The sequence below is a fragment of the Spirulina subsalsa PCC 9445 genome (assembly GCF_000314005.1).
In the GTDB taxonomy this organism is placed as follows: domain Bacteria; phylum Cyanobacteriota; class Cyanobacteriia; order Cyanobacteriales; family Spirulinaceae; genus Spirulina_A; species Spirulina_A subsalsa.
Genome location: NZ_JH980292.1, coordinates 1,095,169 through 1,112,447 on the forward strand (window position 1 = coordinate 1,095,169; position 17,279 = coordinate 1,112,447).

Here is a 17,279-nt window from a genome sequence, read left to right on the forward strand (position 1 = left end):
TAGGCAAAATCCGAAACGCTGTATTTCTTATGTAAATAAATGTAACAGATATTTTGCAATTTGGCAATATTTCTTTACATTTCTGCCCAAAGGAAGGGGGAACAGGGGGTAGAGGGGGAATTAAGAATGATTGCCTCTTGCCTAGACAAGAAAACCAAAAGCTGAATGGATTAAGGTTGGGAATAGGTCACGCTTGCCAAATAAAATAAGCGGCTCCCATCGCAGAGAGAAGGGCTAAAATCGTCACCCAGACGGGATAACCGCTTTGGGTTTGTTGTCCTGACGAAGTGCGAATGGTATCTACATCAATCCAGGGGGTACTGCCCCGACGGAACCAGCCGCAAACCGTCACCGTTCGACCGATAAACTGACTGGGATGGGGGGCAAGGGGGAACAGGTTGCCGAGGGGGCCGAACTTAGAGAAAAAATGGAGTTTAATCGAACCGCTATCGGTTTTTAGCATCAGGTCTTGTAACAGTTGATTCTGTAGCCCTTGCCGCCCCATTAATTGCCCTTTTAAGCGCACAGGGTAACTTTTGGGGGGGACAGAGTGGGAGGGACGGATTAAGTCCTCTAACCGGGGATCTTCCCGAGAGGGGGAAATCCGAATATCGGGGAAGTAGCCGTTAATCCAGATAATTAAACTCAGACTAAAGGCGGCGAGAATACAGGCGTTAATTAATACAGGTTGAGCGTTATAGAACCAAATTAAACGCCAGAGGGGAAAGCGCACCCAAGGACTGAGGAGGTCACTGAGTAGACCAATGGCGGCTAAAATCAGGCGGGCGCATAACCCAAAACCGAGGCCGGAGAGGATGGCACTTTGCAGGATGGGTAAGGCGGTATAACTGTTTTTCAGTTTGAGCCAATGATCTTTGAGGGTTTTTGGGGGGGGGATGAGGGTGGGGAGATCAACCTCTGGCTGGAGTTTCCAGTGGTTGGCGTAGCGGTTGAGTAGATAAAGGCGATCGCCTAATAAGGGGTGGGAGTTGACGAGGGCGAGCCAGTGGCGGTAAGGGTTGGTACAGTCCCAGCGCAATACATCACTAAAGGGGGTGGTATCGGGCAAACTCCCCAAGGTCAGGGCTTGACGGTGACTGACGGGCATGAGGAGATCAAAACTCTCTAAGAGGGCGGTGGTAAATTGCCGTTGTTCAATGTGTCGGGCGATGCCGATGGTCATTTTGAGTAACGCACGACTGAGGGCGTTCGGGTTGCCTGTGAATTGGGCGGCAAAGCGATCGCTATAATATTGACGCTGACGGGAAACATAAAGCAGGGGAACACGCCACAACCAATAGAAACTATAGAAAACCGTAGTCCCCACTGTACAGACCCCCTGTAAGAGAGGGGAGACAAAACGGGGATAGTGACGGGAGGGGTTTTCTCTCCCTTGTTCCCCCTGTTGGGCGATCAGCCAGTAGAGGGTAAAGGGAAGTTGTAAAAAGGCGATCGCGCCGGACATTAGAAAACCCTCGCGGCTGATAATGGGGCGAAACTGGGCAGCCAAGAGGGCGGCTAATTCGTCATCTTCTAACTGTTCTAACAGGGCATCACTCACCACAATACAAGCGGTGGCCCGCCAGTGACCGTAAGTTAGGGCAACGGGCGCACCTGTGGGCAGCAGGGCAAGTTTTGGGGCGGGAACTTGATAATGACGGGTTAACCGTTGGAAGACTTTGGCGGTTTCAGGGTATTGGGCGGCCAGACGGTGTAAGGGCAGGGGTTCAAGTTTATAAAGACGTTGGAGTAAGAATTCCAGGAGCCAAGGGGCGGCAACAAAGACCACAAGGAACACCCCACCAACCACCCGCCAAGGATTGCTATAAAACAAGCCCAGAGGTCTGAACAAGGGTAAACGCCATAAAACCTCATTGATTGCCCCCATCGTCCAGATTAGGCTGGTATTCACTAACCAGAATAACAGGGCTAAGGTGAGGGCTTGACGTAGCCAAAACTTCCATTGTCGAGGGCTTTTGAGTTTCTTCCAGCGTTTAGCTCGTTCCCCATTGCGCCAAGTTCGCCCCGAAACATAAACCGAGGGGGCCGCTTCCGGTGGGGCTTGATAGGCGACGGGTAGGGGGCGCTGGGGTGGGGAACTGGAGTCAGTCGGGGGACTGGAGGCGCTCGGTTGGGCGGTTTGCTCGTCGGGGGGGACAAAGTTGGCGGCGTTGGCTTTACGATAACGCTGGGTCAGGTCGGCTAGGGTTTTGGCTGCCCAAGGATAGAGGTCTGGAGTTTGGGCGAGTTGTTTACAAAGGGCGATCGCCTCGGCCGGTCGTTCCGTCTTACAATAGGCGACAATTAAGGCTTGTTGGGCGCTGTTGAGGATGGTTGGATCTAACTCTACAGCACAGACGGCCTCCAAATGGGCGATCGCCTCCTGATAGTTCCCCTCCCGAAAAGCCTCAGTACCCGCCCTTAAACTTGGTTCAGGAATTGATGTCATGGTTACTCTGCTCCCACTCTTTGCCCAAGATAACTCGACGGTGAGAGAAAAATCCACCTCAATTTTGGGGATGGGTGATTACCGCTGCATTCTCTCCTGTTAAGCGGCTGATGGCCTGTTGCACAAACTTTTGTAAGACAGCCCCCCGTTGATTTTGTTCAAAAATCCGTTGTAGGGTTTGACCTAGACGCTGGGGATTAAACCCCCGATTGGCTTCTACGTCTGGGTCTTGAGTTTGGAAATATTCAATCAAACTCAGTCCAGCTAAACGAGTGAGGTAGGCGGCGCTGATGCCTTGGACTACTCCCCCCGCCATATAAGTAATGGCATTGGTTTTGAGGAAACCTGCAATGGTTTGGGTGGAAAGTTCCACTAAACCTAATTTCATCATTAGGCTGCCGAGGGTAGCGGCGGCGGTTTGGGCTTGGTTGAGGGAGAGTTTTTGCTGATAGATTGCCCCTAAATCTAGGAGTAATTGAGCGTTAATGGCGGCGGTGGCGAGGATATCGAGGGCGGGGACAGGGTTAGCAAAGGCGGTGGCGGCGGCGACCCATTGGTATTGTTCTAGAATGGGAAGGGCGCGATCGCGTCGAACTTGGTTCAATTGGTCTTTAATCCTGCCCTGTAAGCCCTGATTTTCCCGCCATGTGGTCGCCCAAACCAGTGCTTGAGGGGTTTCGCTCAAAATCTCCCCTAAACGCTCATGGAGGACGTTTAAGCTGGGGGTTTGGGCTTCCCATGATTCCTCAATACTTCCGTCCGGTTGGTGTTTGCGCACTTTGACGGCACTGGGGGCGGCGGCGATGGCCATAATATCTTGCTCTGGGAGCAGTCCCCCAAGATGTTGGCGCACTTGTCCTAAAATCAGGGTGCGATCTGCGGTGCAATACTGGTCTTGTTTATTGAATAAAATCAGGGTGCGGTGATGGTTGGCGTTCAGGTAGCGTAAGGCTTGGTTTTGACTCTCGGTTAAATCTCCCGTAATCAACCACAGCAGCAAGTCCACCGACTGTAAGGGGGCGAGATGGGTTTCTAGTTCAGTTTCCCCCAAGGAAGGGAGGGGGATTTCCTGCCACTGTATCCCCGGCCGTTGTAGGGAGGCGCTGAGGTGATTAAAGAGGCTAGTTTTGCCCACTTTTGCCAGTCCAGTGATGGCCAGGTTTAAAGTTTGGCGTTCTAAGGTTTGGGGTAATGCGGCGAGGGCTTGGGAGAAGGCCGAGTAATCCTGATGGGGGGCTTCGGTTTGTAGTGTCTGTAATTGTTTTTGGGTTTGGGCGATCGCACTTTGCACCTGTTCTAGACTTAACGGCACAAGGGGCGACTCAGGAAGTTGTACCTCTTTCCGGCGACGCTGAAGCCACCACAACCCCCCACCCAATGCCGTTAAAAAAAGCATTCCCCCCTCTCCCACTTCCGCGAGGGAGTCTTGAATCGTCCACCATAACCACAATCCAAAAGAAAGGGTAATGCCTCCGACCAAAACAGGTTTCCGTAATTTAACCGCCATTTTTTTACTATCCTTTGCCCAGATCCATCCTTAATATTTTAAGGGAAGAGGGGAAACATCACTGATTCGTAAGGTGTGGGGTATGGGGGAATTGACAATTGATAATTAATTAGGGCGTGCTGAATAACTACCCAGCCACTTTTTCCTTAAACAGTTTACCCGCAGAAAAAGCGGGAACACGAGTAGCGGGAATAGTAATTGGCTCTCCAGTTTGAGGATTTCTCCCGGTGCGAGCGTTACGATTGCGAGCCTCAAAACTACCAAAACCGACCAGCGTCACTTTGTCCCCCGTCGCAACGGCTTCCATAATGGTTTCCAAGGTTGCGGAGAGGATAATATCTGCTTCTTTTTTGGTTGTGGTGGTTTGTGCGGCGATCGCGTTGACTAACTGTTCTTTATTCATCGAAAAATCAAGATTAGTAGGGGAACATAGGGACTAGACTAGCTTGAACTTGGCGTAATCGCACTCAATTCTTGGGCAGTTCTTAACAATTTGCAACGGAAAAGCCTTAAAACCCCGTCGCTCATAGGGAAAACCCGGGAATTCTCCCCCAAATTGATAAATTTCAGTTATAGTCAATGGGCGTTGCTTGACGCTCATCCCGCTATACGGGGAGCGTTAGCGGGAGATTCTCCGTTCACAGAGTCTTCGCTAGAGCTTGCTGAATCAGCCCGACCCCTCCAAGCCCGCTTGACTTTCATCCCGATGCTGGCCTGTGGTACAGCGCGGCGCTTCGGACTGGGCTAGCTAAGTTACCTCATACCCGGCTGCTGTAATGATGGCTTTTAGCTCGGGTTCTGCCATTTTTGCCGTTTCAATGGTTAGCAATTTACGATCTAAATTTGCCTCAACTTTGGCATTAGGATCATGGGTTTTAATCTCACTGGTAATGCTGTTAACACAACCATCACACATCATTCCTGGAACCGTGAGTTGAACATTCATAAAGCCCTAGTTTCAGTTTTAAAATAATTAAACATTACCATATTAAGCCCTAAGTCGTGAGAGTTATGACCCGGCAATTCTAAAAATATCCGCTAGATTTTTCCAGTGATCCTCAAGAGGCGACCATGATACAGGAGAGGATAGAACGGGCAAAGATGAGCATGAAAATTTTAGTCTTCAACGCGGGGTCTAGTTCCCAAAAAAGTTGTTTATATGATCTCAGCGGGGAGAATTTGCCCCCAGGGCCGCCTCAACCTCTCTGGAAAGGTACCATTGACTGGATGGGAGAGGATAACGCCCAGATGAAAATTCAGGCCCAGGGTGTGGTTGAACAAATCCCTCTCGGCAGGATTTCTCGACAGGAGGGGATTAAGCGAATGTTAAACACCCTCACCACAGGAAGAACCAAGGTTTTAGAAAATTTAGGGGAAATTGCGATCGCCGGACATCGAGTCGTCCACGGGGGAGCCGAATATTCCCAGGCCACCTTAATCACCCCCCCCGTCAAAGCCAAGATTCAAGAACTCTCTGCCTTAGCCCCCGCCCATAATCCCGCCAATTTACAAGGCATCGAAGCCATTGAGCAGATTTTAGGGGATTTACCTCAAGTCGCCGTTTTCGACACCGCTTTTCATAGCCAAATGCCCGCAGCCGCGGCCGTTTATCCCATTCCTTACCGCTACTATCAAGAAGGGATTCGCCGCTATGGTTTTCATGGCATTAGTCACGGGTACTGTAGCCAAAAAGCCGCCGAGATTTTAGGCAAACCGTTGAGCCAATTAAAGTTAATCACCTGTCACCTCGGGAATGGCTGTTCCCTTGCGGCTGTAGATAGGGGCGTAAGCATTAACACAACAATGGGTTTTACCCCCCTAGAAGGCGTGATGATGGGGACTCGCAGTGGTTCCATCGATCCGGCCATTCTCATCCACTGGGCGCGAGAATCGGCCATGACGGGTGAGGAGATGAATAGCTTGTTAAATAAAGAATCTGGCTTAAAGGGAATTACTGGAGTATCGGGGGATATGCGTTGGCTAGAAAAGGCCATTCAGGAGGGGAACGAACAGGCTAAGTTAGCGCGGGAAATGTATATTTTGCGCCTGAAAATGGCCATTGGTTCTATGTTGGGAGCTTTGGGAGGGCTGGATGCTTTGGTGTTTATGGGGGGGGTGGGGGAAAACTCGGCCTCTGTAAGGGCAGACGTTTGTCAAGGTTTTGAGTTTTTGGGTTTAAGGCTAGATATCGAAGAGAATGGGCGCTCTCCGATGAACTGTGACATCGCTAGGCCAGATTCTGCGGTGGGAGTGGTGATTGTACAAACCGAGGAAGATTGGGCGATCGCCCAAGATTGTTGGCACTTAGCACATCAAGCATCAAGTTAAGTCCAGTTCAGACCGAGATGTTCATAGGCGGCCTCTGTGGCGATTCTGCCCCTTGTGGTGCGGTTCAGGAAACCAATTTGTAATAAATAAGGTTCGTAGACTTCTTCTATGGTTTTGGAGTCCTCCCCCGTGGCGGCGGCTACAGCTTCTAAGCCCACCGGACCGCCGCGAAATTGTTCAATAATGGTGCCTAAGACTAAACGATCCGTCCAATCAAGACCGCAGGGGTCTACATTGAACAATTCTAGGGCTTCGGCCGCAATAGCCTGATCTACTGTTTCCATTTCTTTGACTTGGGCATAATCCCGCACGCGACGGAGTAAACGGTTGGCAATGCGGGGGGTGCCTCGGGCGCGACGGGCGATTTCTTGGGCTCCTTCTGGGGTAATTTGGGTTTTGAGTAAATCAGCAGTGCGTTGGACAATGAGGGTGAGTTCGTCGAGTTCGTAGAATCGTAGCCGTTGGATTAGACCAAAGCGATCGCGCAACGGAGAGGTTAAAGACCCGACTTTAGTGGTCGCCCCAATCAGAGTAAAGGGGGGTAAGGGAATGCTGCGAGTTCGTGCGGTTTGCCCTTTGCCAATGGTAATATCTAGGCGACAGTCTTCCATAGCCGGATAAAGCAATTCTTCCGTCATGCGGTTGAGACGGTGGATCTCGTCAATAAAGAGAATATCCCCCGGTTTGAGGTTAATCAGAATCCCCGTAATATCTCGGGGCCGTTCTAAGGCAGGGGCGGCGGTAATTTTGCAGTTTACCCCCATTTCTGACGCGAGGATCAGGGACATGGTGGTTTTGCCTAATCCGGGGGGGCCGTAGAGGAGAATATGATCCATGGCTTCCCCTCGGGATTTAGCGGCCGCAATGGCGATTTTTAGCACCTCCTTGAGGTCTTTTTGACCGATATAGTCATCTAGACGATGGGGGCGGATACTATCTTCTGGATTGGTAATTTCATCAAGGCCTGCGGTGGCTAGAAGCAGGTTTTCGTCTTCCGTGAGGGGTTCAACAGCCGGTTTTTGCCGTCGTTTGGAGGCTTTGGGGGTCTTCTGGGCGGCGGGATCATTTTGATCGGGCGATCGCTTGATAGCCATAGCTCTAATCACGGGAGGTCGGTTCCCATTGTAGTGGAAGAGTTCCCACAAAGCACCCTACAACATTGGTTCGCTAGGGTCTGCTAAAAGTGATCGGGGGAAGCCCACCCTGTACCCCTTGGGGTCAGCGTCGGGAGGAAGTCACGAGAATCTGAAAAAGAGGGAAGTCAATCATCTTGGGTTTTGCCATAATGTTAAACAGATAGAATCTAGTAGCGGGCATCACCGATAAGGGGCATGGGGCAACTCCTCAATCAACGGTATCAATTTATTCAATCCCTTGGCTCCGAAGCTATGGGACAAACGGTTTTAGTGGGTGATACGCAACAATCGGGTTATCCTCGGTGTGTGGTGAAACAATTGCGCTTACCGAGTCAGCCTACTAAAGCCGTAGAAGTGAGTTTAGCAATTTTTGAGAAAAAGGCAGAAGCCCTCAAAGCATTGGGGAATCATCCTCAAATTCCCAAAATCGTGGACTATTTTTCTGAAAATCAGAGTTTTTATCTGGTGGAGGAGTTTATTACTGGGCGATCGCTTAGTCAAGATATTATACCCGGTCATCCCTTCTCAGAAGAACGAGTGGTGGAATTGCTGGTTGAGGTGTTAGAAGTCTTAACTTTTATTCACAATCGAGAAATTATTCATCGGGGCATTAAACCCTCTAACTTGATTCATCGTCAGTCTGATGATCATATTGTGATTACAGGGTTTGGCATTTTTCGCGAAATTAGCACCCAAATCCTCCGCAGTCAGGGGGAAGAAATGGACAAACCCCCCCATGCTACGACGGTCTATATCCCCCCAGAACAAGCCATCGGGAAAGCCCAGTTTAATAGTGATCTCTACGCCCTAGGCATGATTGGGATTCAATCCCTCACGGGCTATTCTGCCGAAGATTTAACCCAGTTTGACCCGGCGGCCGAAAAAAAACCCGAAGAGGGCAGTTGGGAAACGAACCTCAAAATCCATCCCCGCTTACTGGCAATTTTGAAAAAAATGGTGCATCCTGACTACCAGCAACGGTATCAAAGCGCAACGGATGTATTAGTCGATTTGCAACAGTGGGAAACCGCACAAGGGGCGCTAGTGTCGAATGGGCATCAGGAGGAGGGGGTAAATGGTTCTGTTCCAGTGATAACAGCTACTTCAGTCGCCGTGAAGGAGTCAGAGAAGAAGGAATCAGAGAGGGAATCGGTAGTCCATAAAAATGGGGCCTCTGCCTTGCCAACCCCCCCCCTTCCTACGCCGAGCCATCCAGTTCAAACGTCTTCTGATACGACCCCAGAAGCCTCCTGGACCCCCAGGTTCCCCCTGAAATGGGTGGGAGTTGCTCTGTTGGGAGTTGGGGTCTTGGTGGGCTTATTCGTGGCCTTGGGAGTGCCGCAACGGGTCTTACGGGGTCAGTCCTTACAACAAGCCCGAGAACAAGTATTAAAGGGAGATTATCAAGGGGCGATCGCCACTTATAACCGAGTGATTGACCAACATCCTGATTCGGCAGAAGCTCACTATCAAAGGGCGATGGTGCATCGCACCCTTGGACAAAATCAACGAGCCATTGATGATTTAACGACGGCGATTCAGTTAGGGGGAAAACTAGATGAAGCCTATTATCAACGGGGGAATTTACGATATTTAATCGGCGATCGCCCCGGTGCCATTGCAGACTATAATGCCGCCTTAGAACAGAATCCCAATATGGCGAAAGTCTATGTGAATCGGGGGCTAGTTCATGCCGATCAGGGCAACGAACCCCAAGCCCTAGCCGACTATAATCAAGCTATTGCCTTAGATCCTACCTTGGCCGCCGCCTATTTAAATCGTTGCCTCACCCGGTCTAATTTAGATGACCACGAAGGGGCGATTTTAGACTGTAATCAAGCGATTAATCTCCGACCAACCCATCCCCTCGCCTATCAAAATCGAGGCCTAGTCTATCGCCGCACGGGAGATTTATTAGGGGCGCTGAAGGATTATAACATTGCTATTGAGTTAGATCCCGATGACCCCGATCCCTACTATAACCGGGGACTGGTACGACGGGATTTAGGGGATCAACGGGGTGCGATCGCCGACTTTACCACCGCCCTAGAGTTAAACCCCGATCATGTCGTGGCCTACTATGACCGGGGTATGGTATACCTGACCCTAGGAGAGCGAGAAAAGGCGATCGCCGACTTTCAAGATTCAGCCCAGCGTTGTCTAGATGTGGGGCGTTTAGGATGTTATGAAGATGCCAAATACCAACTAGAGCAATTAGGCAGTCCCACGCCCTAGAGTTCAGTTCTGAAACCACAACATTTCCCGTCGTCCCGTCCCACGACGGCGACGAGAACGGCTTTTATCATAGGATACTTCCACCGATTCGGTGAGAGTGGGGGAAGCATTCAAGTTTTCCATGCCCTGACCTAGATTAGGGGTAGGCAAGGAATAACCATTCAACAGACTAGAGAGCATCAGAGCAGTAAACATAACCGTAAATCTCCTAAGGGCTTATAGTCCTCTTTACGGGGGCTTCTGCTGTGATCCGGATGAGTTTGGTCAGAGGACAACGGTTAGACCCGGTGATCCGAATTTCGGATCACCCAGAATAGCGATAACATAGAACAAAGGATAAGCTTTCAACAGCACATCCTAAGCCGAACCCCCTCCAACGGGGAGGTTCAGATGATTTGCACCTAACCTGAAGAGAAATCATGACCAATCTTCCGACTTCTGCTATGCCATCGGCCGGATCCGCGCCACAAGTCAATCAGAATGTCGCCCCTGTCTCCCAACCCATCCACCTCAGCACCATTGGGGCGGGCGCTTGGGGTACGGCTTTAGCCCATGTTGCTCAACGCAGTGGTCATCAGGTTCGCCTCTGGTCCCGTCGCAGTGCGAAAACCCTTGGGGAGGTGATAGAAGGGGCTGATGTGATTCTCTCGGCTGTTTCCATGAAAGGGGTGCGGAGTATCGTTGAACAACTGCAAAGCCTCTCCATCCCCAAAGAGGTGATTTTTGTCACGGCCACCAAAGGACTAGATCCCCTCACTCAAAAAACCCCCTCTCAGATTTGGCAAGAAGCTTTTCCGGATCATCCTGTGGTGGTGTTATCGGGGCCGAATCTCTCTAAAGAAATTATGCAAGACCTCCCGGCCGCGACAGTCGTCGCCAGCCAGAATGTGGTAGCGGCCGAAACGGTACAAGTGCTATTTTCCTGTGACACCTTTCGGGTTTATGTGAATACAGATCCCTTGGGAACCGAGTTAGGCGGCACCCTGAAAAATGTCATGGCGATCGCATCGGGAGTGTGTGATGGCTTAAAACTCGGCACCAACGCCAAGGCCGCCCTACTCACTCGCGCCCTCCCTGAAATGATTCGCGTCGGAACCCACCTCGGAGCCGACCCAGAAACTTTTTTTGGTCTATCCGGTTTGGGCGACTTATTAGCCACCTGTGACAGTCCCCTTTCCCGCAACTATCAAGTAGGCTATGGTCTTGCCCAAGACCGCACCCTAGAGGATATACTAGAACACCTCGAAGGCACCGCCGAAGGGGTGAACACGACGAATGTTTTAATCCAACTGGCGAAACAAGAAGATATAGCTGTCCCTATTTCTAATCAGGTGTATCGCCTCATCAACGGGAAAATTACCCCCCAACAAGCCGTACAAGCACTGATGGCACGGGATCTTAAAGCTGAATTTGAGGATCTCGACTTTTGAGACTCCGGGTTCTGACCCTCTACTTTGAACGAAGAATGCCCACGCCTTGAGGTCTAGGAGTGTCAAAGCCAGTCATCGGACGGCCTCAGCAATCAACAGCAGAAGACCTTTGCTCCTTTTCCACCTTGCCCAACTCTAAATTTTCTGACTCCCAACTATGAACGAACCGAACCCTTTAAATCTGGCCCCCACCCCCAGCATTGACTTCTCAGAATTCCTAGAGGTGGTAGGCGTTGAACCCCTAGCCGATGCCCTACGCCGCGCCCTTGAAGCCGCCCAAGGGAACTCCGAATGGGAGCGTTCCCAGAAATTAATTGAATATCTGCAAATGATTGGCGCGCCTCCTGTTCCGACCCAACCGAAACCGGCTCTAGCTCGTCCCCCGGTATTACCTCCGAAGGAATACCGCCCCATCCGTGCGGCATCTTTAGCGAAGGGGTCAACTCCCCGTCAACCTCATCTTTCGACGGAAGAGTTAGATTAACCGAATGTCGGGCAGTATTTTCTTATCTTCTGTGGGTTAGGAGTTAAGCCTTGGGTCTTCTCGTTACAAGAGGGGAGCGGGGGAGAGGGAGAGAGGTAATAGGTAATACTAATCAACTCCCTATTCCCTATTCCCACGAGCCGACTTATTCAGCAAGCCCGAATTATAGACCGGGGGGTAGGGGTTCTCCGCAGTGGTGATGAATCTCCTCAATGCGGCTGAATAACCAGGGGTAAGACTGACGATATTCTGGGATTAAGGCTAAGGGACTCAAGAGGGCGGCGGCGGTTAAATCAGCTAGGGTTAATTGATGGCCGACGAGATAAGGCTGATCTTGCCATTGACTTAAAATCACCATCCCTTGTTCTAAACGTAATTGAGCCTGTTTAACGGCGGCTTCGGTGATGCCATATTGCCAGCGCACGACCTGAATCACCATCTGACTGGAGAGGGAGGGATCAATGTTTTTTCCGGCTCCGGCGCGAAAATGATAGTAAACGAAACGGGTGGCGGTGCCAATGCTTTCATCGAGCCAGTCTTCTAGTAAATCGACTTGAGTTTGTAGGGTGCGATCGCCACATTGCCAAGAAGGTTCTGGACAAATTTGCTCTAGATAATGAAAAATAGCGGTAGAGTCTGCGATCGCCTCCGGTTCTCCGGCTTGTTGGGGCAATAAAACCGGAACCGTACTCAGTCCCGTCAAAGGCTTAACCCGTAGCCAATGCGCCCCCGGAGTCAAGTTTTCCACCGCAAAGGCAATTTTTTTATACCCCAAAGCTAAACGGACTTTGCGACAATAATGAGACGTACTAAACTGGAGCAGGAGCATGGTAATGAGTAAGATAAAACTTCAACGGATTTTCTAAAGTGGTATTATGACAGCTTCTCCCCGTCCCATTCGTACAGCCCGATCGGCCAGAACTCGTAAAGGATCGAATCCCCCTACTCCTCCCCGCAACGGGAGCGGCAAAGTGGCTCGTCATCCGGCTTGGAAAGGATCTCCCACTCCTCCACCCCCCAACAATGTTGCTCAATTCCCCAAACGTCCGGCTCTGAGAGTGAATCCCTCCCCCCTCCAATCTTATCCCACCCCCAAGGGTTCCCAACCCCCTCATCCGGGGTCACAACGGCGGGAAATGCCCCGTCCCACTCCCCTAAGACCCATTAACCCCCGTCCGAAACTGCCCCTGTGGTTACGGGTTTTACTGGGTATTCAACACGGTTCCTCGATTATGGCCTTTTGCCTGATTACGGCGGTTTTGATTGTCTATTCCTCCACCGTGTATATTCAGCAACAGTGGAGTCGGGACTACCGCCGACTGGAAAACCTCCAACGCGCTCAACGCAACTTGACTGTGGCTGATGAAATCCTCAAAAACCAGTTAGCCCAACAGGCTAACCGTCCTGAAACGGGTATGGTCGCCCCGAGTCCTGATAATACCATCTTCCTAGAACGGTCGATGGAGAGTCCTTTTACCTCTGAACCTGTTCCCACCACCCGGGACAATGAAACCACTTTTGTAACCCCCCTGGGATATTAGTAATGGCCGGATCCAAAGTCACTGTTTTGCGCCCCAAAACCAAACCCTCCCCACCGTCTTCTTTGCCTGAACAGTCGCCCACAAGCCGCCCCGGACGGCCGAAAAAACAAGGGAAAGGGGGTGGGGTGGGTCGTCATCGTAAAACAGGCCGTTTACTTTGGAGTCGCCTGTTTCTGGTGTGGGGTGCATTGTTGGCCGGGAGTGCGGCCTTAGCTTTTAATCTCTATCAGTTGCAGATTGTGCAGGGCGATAAATTTATGGAAAAAGCCCAGCAGCAACAGATGGTCTATATGCGCCCCTATGTGCCGCGACGACCTATTGTAGACCGTCATGGGAATGTATTGGCAACTGACCGTTTAGTTTATAAGTTGTTCGCCCATCCTAAGTTGTTTAAAATCCCCCCGGAAGAGATTGCCGCTCGTTTGGCCCCTATTTTGGAACGGGACTCAGGGCGGTTATTAGAGGCTTTCCAACGGCGAGCCAGTGGGATTCCGATTGCTCATCGTTTGCCGGAAGAACGGGCGGATCAAGTGGCGGCTTTGGGTTTGGATGGTTTGGAGTTAATTCGGCAGTATTCCCGTTTATACCCCCAGCAGGAATTGGCGGCGGAGATTGTGGGGTATGTGGATGTTGACCATAAGGGACAGTCTGGGCTGGAATTTACCCAGCAGGATCTATTAGAACGAAATGTGCGCACCCTGCGGTTGAATCGGGCGGGGAATGGGGCGTTGATGCCGGATCATATCCCGGAAGGGTTTATGAATTTTGATGATCAACGGTTGCAGTTAACTCTTGATATGCGCTTGCAACGGGTGGCGCGTTCGATTTTGAAACAACAGATTGCCAACTATCAGGCCAAGCGGGGGGCGGTGATTGTGATGGATGTCCATGATGGCTCTATCTTGGCCCTGGTTTGTGAACCCACTTTTGATCCGAATGAGTATTCAAAATACAATATCAATCTGTTTAGAAATTGGACGGTTACGGATTTGTATGAACCGGGATCGACGTTTAAGCCGATTAATATTGCGATCGCCCTCGACAAAGGGGTAATCGACGAAAACGCTATTCTGGCAGATCCCGGCCGGGTTCAAATTGAGCGCTGGGAAATCCGGAATCATGACTTTGAACGACGGGGAGGCCGGGGACGACTTAATTTAAGTCAAACCTTGATCTATTCCAGTAATGTGGCAATGGTGAACCTTGTTCGTAAAATGAGAGTTCAAGATTATTATGAAGCACTGCAAAACCTCAAAATGAATCAAAGGATGGGTATTGAGTTACCCGGAGAATCAGCCGGACAACTGAAAAGCCCGCAACAGTTTTTTGCTTCTCCTGTGGAGGCCGCTACTAGCTCTTTTGGTCAAGGTTTTTCTCTCACGCCCCTAAAATTAGTACAACTCCATGCGGCTTTAGCCAATGGTGGGAAGTTAGTCACTCCCCATGTGGTCAATGCCATGATTGATGGGGAAGGGAATGTGATTAAGCGCCTGCCAACTCCCAAAACTGAGCGCATTTTCTCCCAAGAAACTACGGAAATTGTGATGCGCAAGATGGAGGACACGATTAATTCCTCTGCGGGGGCGACGGTACAAATTCCCAATTATCGTATCGGGGGTAAATCGGGAACGGCTCAGAAGGCGAGTCCGGCCGGGGGATATTATAGTGATCTCAAAATTGTTAGCTTCATTGCTTCTTTGCCTGTAGAAGACCCTAAGTATGTTGTTTTGGCGGTATTGGATGAACCCAAGGGAGATAATGCTTTTGGGTCTACGGTGGCCGGTCCGGTGGTCCGTTCTGTAACGGAGGCGTTAATTGCCATTGAAGGCATTCCCCCGAGTCAGTGATCAGGGGATATTAAGCCCTAATTAATTGTTAATAATTTCTCGGACTGATGAATAAGAAAACTCGCAAGACTTTAGTTGACATTACTCCGCGTTTGATGGAGTTTCGCAGTCTACCTCAAAAGACCCAAGAGGAGTTATTTCCCTTGTTGGGGGCTGTCGCCCAAAGTGCGTTACAACTGATTGATTTGTTGGAGAGTATGGGGGAAACTACCTATGAGGAATTAGCCGCTCAGTTGGGTCAGAATCCCCAAACGATTTCCCAAAAACTCCACGCTTTGATTGAGGGGGGCTATCCCATCCAATTGGATGAGCGGACGGCGATCGCTAAAACGGGCAGACTCCGACGCACCGCTAAGTTATTGTAGGTGGGAGTCGGGAGTCGGGAGTCGGGAGTCGGGAATCGGGAGTCGGGAGTCCGGGAACTCTCCCCCCCTGTTCCCTGTTCCCTGTTCCCTGTTCCCTAAAATAAAAGAGTTTTGGCTATTCACTACCCACTATTCCCCTGCTCCCCTGCTCCCCTGCCCCCCTGCTCCCCTGCTCCCCTGCTCCCCTGCTCCCTTGCTCCCCCTCTCCCCCTGCTCCCCTGCCCCCCTGCTCCCTAAATTCAAGCCCCCACTCAGCCCCCAATTTGGGACATGGTGCGGTGATAGCTCCCATCTTCGGTTCCCGAATCCCGCAACTTGAAATTAATCTCGGGTTTAATGAGAATCAATGCCCGCACTTGCTCCTGTAAAACCGTCCAACTTACCCCATCTCGTAGAGCGGTTTTTAAGTTTAATTGTCCGGTTTCGTTTAATAAACAAGGTCGTAACCAACCATCGGCGGATAAGCGCATTCGATTACAGCGATCGCAAAAACATTCCGACATCTGACTAATAAACCCCACAGTCCCCTGTGCGCCCGGAATGCGGAACACATCGGCCGGACCATTTCCCTGCACTTGACTGGCTTCTAGCCCCCATTGAGCGCGAATCTGTTGCCGTAATTCCTCCGAGGGAATCCAAGCCCGTTCGCCGAATAATTCTGGATTGCCAATGGGCATAAATTCAATAAACCGGATATGCCAGGGGCGATCGCAACTTAAAGCCGCTAAATCCAACACCTCCCCCTCATTCACCCCCGGAATCACCACCACATTGAGCTTTAAAGGGCTGAACCCCACCTCATAGGCTTTCTGTATGCCCGCCCAGACCCGTTTCCAGCGACTTTTGCCCCCGTTGCCGATGATTTTATCAAAATTGGCTGAATTGAGGGAATCTAGGCTAATATTCAACCGTCGCAGCCCCGCGTCGTAGAGGTCTTGCGCCATTTCCGGTAAGAGGAAACCGTTAGTCGTCAGGGCGAGATCGTGGGTTTCCGGCAAATGTGCGATCGCCTCCACCAAATCCACCACCCCCGGCCGCAGCAACGGTTCCCCCCCCGTCAGGCGAAATTTGCGAAATCCCAAAGGAATAAACACCCCTTGTAACAAGGCTAAAATCTCCTCCGCCGTCAGGAGATCCGGCTGAAGAATATAATCTAACTCCGCCCCTTCTGGCATACAGTATTGACAGCGAAAATTGCAACGGTCAATTAAACTAATGCGTAGATAATCAATTAAATTCATTTCAGCCAGTTTTTAGCAAAAATTCAGGATTCCTCAATACACTCAAGCGGTATGAATCAGCATTGAATGAGTCAACATGGAAGTCGTCTTAACTTGGACATTACTACTCGGTTACGGTTTTTTCATCTACCAAACGGTGCAGAAAACCACTCCCCATTGGGTTTCTGCCATTGCCTTTTTTCAGGGAGAGTCTGAACAAGGAACTCCTCCCGGACTGTGGTTATTAGTTTTTAGCGCGGCCATTAGTTGGATTTTTGCCAAGTCTATTGAGAATGCAGCCAGTTTAGCCCAAGCTTTCGGCATCAGTGGGGGGATTGGCTATGGGATTTATTATATTAGTTTTATCACGGCCGGGATTGTGATTTACCTCCTGCGCTGTCGGGGGGGATATCATTCCCTGCCGGAGAACCGGATCTATCGAAATTATTCATCTTAACTATGAACGTTCTGCGTTGTTGCCAGTCTGGGGCTGTTGTTAGAGTGAATGTACTCTAGACAAAACCCCAAACATCATGATTACTCATTCTTCCTCAACCCAACGCAGGGAAAGCGCAGTTATCCGTTTTCTCAAAGGCTTTCTCCGCTTTAGTCGTTTTTACGGTCAGTTTGTTGTTACCCCTCCTCACCAACGTCATTGGGTCGGGCGTTATCGTAACGTCAGTTCAGGTTAAGCTGAAAGAACCCAAACCAAGCCCTATCTAGAAACCCACTTTCTG

General features: G+C 50.6%; 17 protein-coding genes. 9 read left to right on the forward strand and 8 right to left on the reverse strand.

The annotated features are described in order from the left end of the window. Positions 1–187: 187 nt before the first annotated feature. The 4 genes from SPI9445_RS0105245 to SPI9445_RS0105260 all read right to left on the reverse strand — a co-directional run bounded on the left by SPI9445_RS0105245 (position 188) and on the right by SPI9445_RS0105260 (position 4,902). A complete protein-coding gene (locus SPI9445_RS0105245; RefSeq protein WP_017303684.1) occupies positions 188–2,449 on the reverse strand; it encodes a zinc metalloprotease HtpX in 2,262 nt (753 codons plus the stop codon). Between the two features lie 58 nt (positions 2,450–2,507). After that, complete coding sequence (locus SPI9445_RS0105250) at positions 2,508–3,956, reverse strand: YcjF family protein (protein ID WP_017303685.1); 1,449 nt, start codon at positions 3,954–3,956, stop codon at positions 2,508–2,510. 127 nt (positions 3,957–4,083) lie between these two features. Continuing rightward, positions 4,084–4,359, reverse strand: a complete 276-nt coding sequence (locus SPI9445_RS0105255) for an HU family DNA-binding protein (RefSeq protein WP_017303686.1) — start codon at positions 4,357–4,359, stop codon at positions 4,084–4,086. A 345-nt stretch (positions 4,360–4,704) separates the two neighbouring features. Continuing rightward, complete coding sequence (locus tag SPI9445_RS0105260) at positions 4,705–4,902, reverse strand: heavy-metal-associated domain-containing protein (RefSeq protein WP_017303687.1); 198 nt, start codon at positions 4,900–4,902, stop codon at positions 4,705–4,707. 161 nt (positions 4,903–5,063) lie between these two features. Here SPI9445_RS0105260 and SPI9445_RS0105265 point away from each other — a divergent pair, with 161 nt between their 5' ends. Continuing rightward, positions 5,064–6,284 carry an acetate kinase gene (locus tag SPI9445_RS0105265; RefSeq protein WP_017303688.1) on the forward strand — a complete coding sequence of 407 codons (1,221 nt, stop codon included), beginning with the start codon at positions 5,064–5,066 and terminating at the stop codon, positions 6,282–6,284. On the opposite strand, the gene ruvB is transcribed toward SPI9445_RS0105265, so the two are convergent. Then, positions 6,281–7,378, reverse strand: a complete 1,098-nt coding sequence (gene ruvB, locus SPI9445_RS0105270) for a Holliday junction branch migration DNA helicase RuvB (RefSeq protein ID WP_017303689.1) — start codon at positions 7,376–7,378, stop codon at positions 6,281–6,283. The genes SPI9445_RS0105265 and ruvB overlap by 4 nt on opposite strands. A 237-nt stretch (positions 7,379–7,615) precedes the next feature. Between ruvB and SPI9445_RS27345 the strand changes: the two genes are divergently transcribed. Then, positions 7,616–9,655 carry a protein kinase family protein gene (locus tag SPI9445_RS27345; RefSeq protein ID WP_017303690.1) on the forward strand — a complete coding sequence of 680 codons (2,040 nt, stop codon included), beginning with the start codon at positions 7,616–7,618 and terminating at the stop codon, positions 9,653–9,655. 3 nt (positions 9,656–9,658) lie between these two features. Here the strand turns inward: SPI9445_RS27345 and SPI9445_RS0105280 are convergent, their stop codons facing one another. Further along, positions 9,659–9,850, reverse strand: coding sequence for a hypothetical protein (locus tag SPI9445_RS0105280; protein ID WP_017303691.1), 192 nt, complete (start codon positions 9,848–9,850; stop codon positions 9,659–9,661). Between the two features lie 248 nt (positions 9,851–10,098). On the opposite strand from SPI9445_RS0105280, the gene SPI9445_RS0105285 reads away from it, so the two are divergent. After that, positions 10,099–11,085, forward strand: a complete 987-nt coding sequence (locus SPI9445_RS0105285) for an NAD(P)H-dependent glycerol-3-phosphate dehydrogenase (RefSeq protein ID WP_017303692.1) — start codon at positions 10,099–10,101, stop codon at positions 11,083–11,085. A 157-nt stretch (positions 11,086–11,242) separates the two neighbouring features. Further along, positions 11,243–11,569: a hypothetical protein gene (locus tag SPI9445_RS0105290; protein WP_017303693.1), complete on the forward strand. Its 327-nt coding sequence runs from the start codon at positions 11,243–11,245 to the stop codon at positions 11,567–11,569. A 163-nt stretch (positions 11,570–11,732) separates the two neighbouring features. On the opposite strand, the gene SPI9445_RS0105295 is transcribed toward SPI9445_RS0105290, so the two are convergent. Beyond that, on the reverse strand, positions 11,733–12,398 hold the full coding sequence (locus tag SPI9445_RS0105295) for a glutathione S-transferase family protein (RefSeq protein ID WP_017303694.1): 666 nt from the start codon (positions 12,396–12,398) through the stop codon (positions 11,733–11,735). Positions 12,399–12,444: 46 nt separating this feature from the next. Between SPI9445_RS0105295 and SPI9445_RS29125 the strand changes: the two genes are divergently transcribed. Genes SPI9445_RS29125 through SPI9445_RS0105310 form a run of 3 tightly spaced genes read left to right on the forward strand, consistent with a single transcriptional unit; the run spans position 12,445 to position 15,322 of the window. Further along, positions 12,445–13,110: a hypothetical protein gene (locus SPI9445_RS29125; RefSeq protein WP_017303695.1), complete on the forward strand. Its 666-nt coding sequence runs from the start codon at positions 12,445–12,447 to the stop codon at positions 13,108–13,110. A gap of 2 nt (positions 13,111–13,112) precedes the next feature. Beyond that, entirely contained in the window at positions 13,113–14,957 is a 1,845-nt protein-coding gene (locus SPI9445_RS0105305) for a peptidoglycan D,D-transpeptidase FtsI family protein (RefSeq protein WP_017303696.1), read from the forward strand. A gap of 47 nt (positions 14,958–15,004) precedes the next feature. After that, entirely contained in the window at positions 15,005–15,322 is a 318-nt protein-coding gene (locus SPI9445_RS0105310; RefSeq protein ID WP_017303697.1) for an HTH domain-containing protein, read from the forward strand. A gap of 251 nt (positions 15,323–15,573) precedes the next feature. Here the strand turns inward: SPI9445_RS0105310 and moaA are convergent, their stop codons facing one another. Next, positions 15,574–16,563, reverse strand: coding sequence for a GTP 3',8-cyclase MoaA (gene moaA / locus SPI9445_RS0105320; protein ID WP_017303699.1), 990 nt, complete (start codon positions 16,561–16,563; stop codon positions 15,574–15,576). Between the two features lie 76 nt (positions 16,564–16,639). Here moaA and SPI9445_RS0105325 point away from each other — a divergent pair, with 76 nt between their 5' ends. Beyond that, entirely contained in the window at positions 16,640–16,999 is a 360-nt protein-coding gene (locus SPI9445_RS0105325; RefSeq protein ID WP_017303700.1) for a hypothetical protein, read from the forward strand. Positions 17,000–17,075: 76 nt separating this feature from the next. Further along, positions 17,076–17,234 (forward strand): hypothetical protein, encoded by a 159-nt coding sequence (locus SPI9445_RS30340; protein ID WP_164674470.1) that lies wholly within the window; start codon positions 17,076–17,078, stop codon positions 17,232–17,234. The last annotated feature ends 45 nt before the right edge of the window (positions 17,235–17,279 follow it).

Coding starts and splice junctions, on each gene's coding strand:
- SPI9445_RS0105245 (WP_017303684.1), bottom strand. CDS start 2,449: ATGACATCAATTCCTGAACCAAGTTTAAGGGCGGGTACTGAGGCTTTT.
- SPI9445_RS0105250 (WP_017303685.1), bottom strand. CDS start 3,956: ATGGCGGTTAAATTACGGAAACCTGTTTTGGTCGGAGGCATTACCCTT.
- SPI9445_RS0105255 (WP_017303686.1), bottom strand. CDS start 4,359: ATGAATAAAGAACAGTTAGTCAACGCGATCGCCGCACAAACCACCACA.
- SPI9445_RS0105260 (WP_017303687.1), bottom strand. CDS start 4,902: ATGAATGTTCAACTCACGGTTCCAGGAATGATGTGTGATGGTTGTGTT.
- SPI9445_RS0105265 (WP_017303688.1), top strand. CDS start 5,064: ATGAAAATTTTAGTCTTCAACGCGGGGTCTAGTTCCCAAAAAAGTTGT.
- ruvB (WP_017303689.1), bottom strand. CDS start 7,378: ATGGCTATCAAGCGATCGCCCGATCAAAATGATCCCGCCGCCCAGAAG.
- SPI9445_RS27345 (WP_017303690.1), top strand. CDS start 7,616: ATGGGGCAACTCCTCAATCAACGGTATCAATTTATTCAATCCCTTGGC.
- SPI9445_RS0105280 (WP_017303691.1), bottom strand. CDS start 9,850: ATGTTTACTGCTCTGATGCTCTCTAGTCTGTTGAATGGTTATTCCTTG.
- SPI9445_RS0105285 (WP_017303692.1), top strand. CDS start 10,099: ATGCCATCGGCCGGATCCGCGCCACAAGTCAATCAGAATGTCGCCCCT.
- SPI9445_RS0105290 (WP_017303693.1), top strand. CDS start 11,243: ATGAACGAACCGAACCCTTTAAATCTGGCCCCCACCCCCAGCATTGAC.
- SPI9445_RS0105295 (WP_017303694.1), bottom strand. CDS start 12,398: ATGCTCCTGCTCCAGTTTAGTACGTCTCATTATTGTCGCAAAGTCCGT.
- SPI9445_RS29125 (WP_017303695.1), top strand. CDS start 12,445: ATGACAGCTTCTCCCCGTCCCATTCGTACAGCCCGATCGGCCAGAACT.
- SPI9445_RS0105305 (WP_017303696.1), top strand. CDS start 13,113: ATGGCCGGATCCAAAGTCACTGTTTTGCGCCCCAAAACCAAACCCTCC.
- SPI9445_RS0105310 (WP_017303697.1), top strand. CDS start 15,005: ATGAATAAGAAAACTCGCAAGACTTTAGTTGACATTACTCCGCGTTTG.
- moaA (WP_017303699.1), bottom strand. CDS start 16,563: ATGAATTTAATTGATTATCTACGCATTAGTTTAATTGACCGTTGCAAT.
- SPI9445_RS0105325 (WP_017303700.1), top strand. CDS start 16,640: ATGGAAGTCGTCTTAACTTGGACATTACTACTCGGTTACGGTTTTTTC.
- SPI9445_RS30340 (WP_164674470.1), top strand. CDS start 17,076: ATGATTACTCATTCTTCCTCAACCCAACGCAGGGAAAGCGCAGTTATC.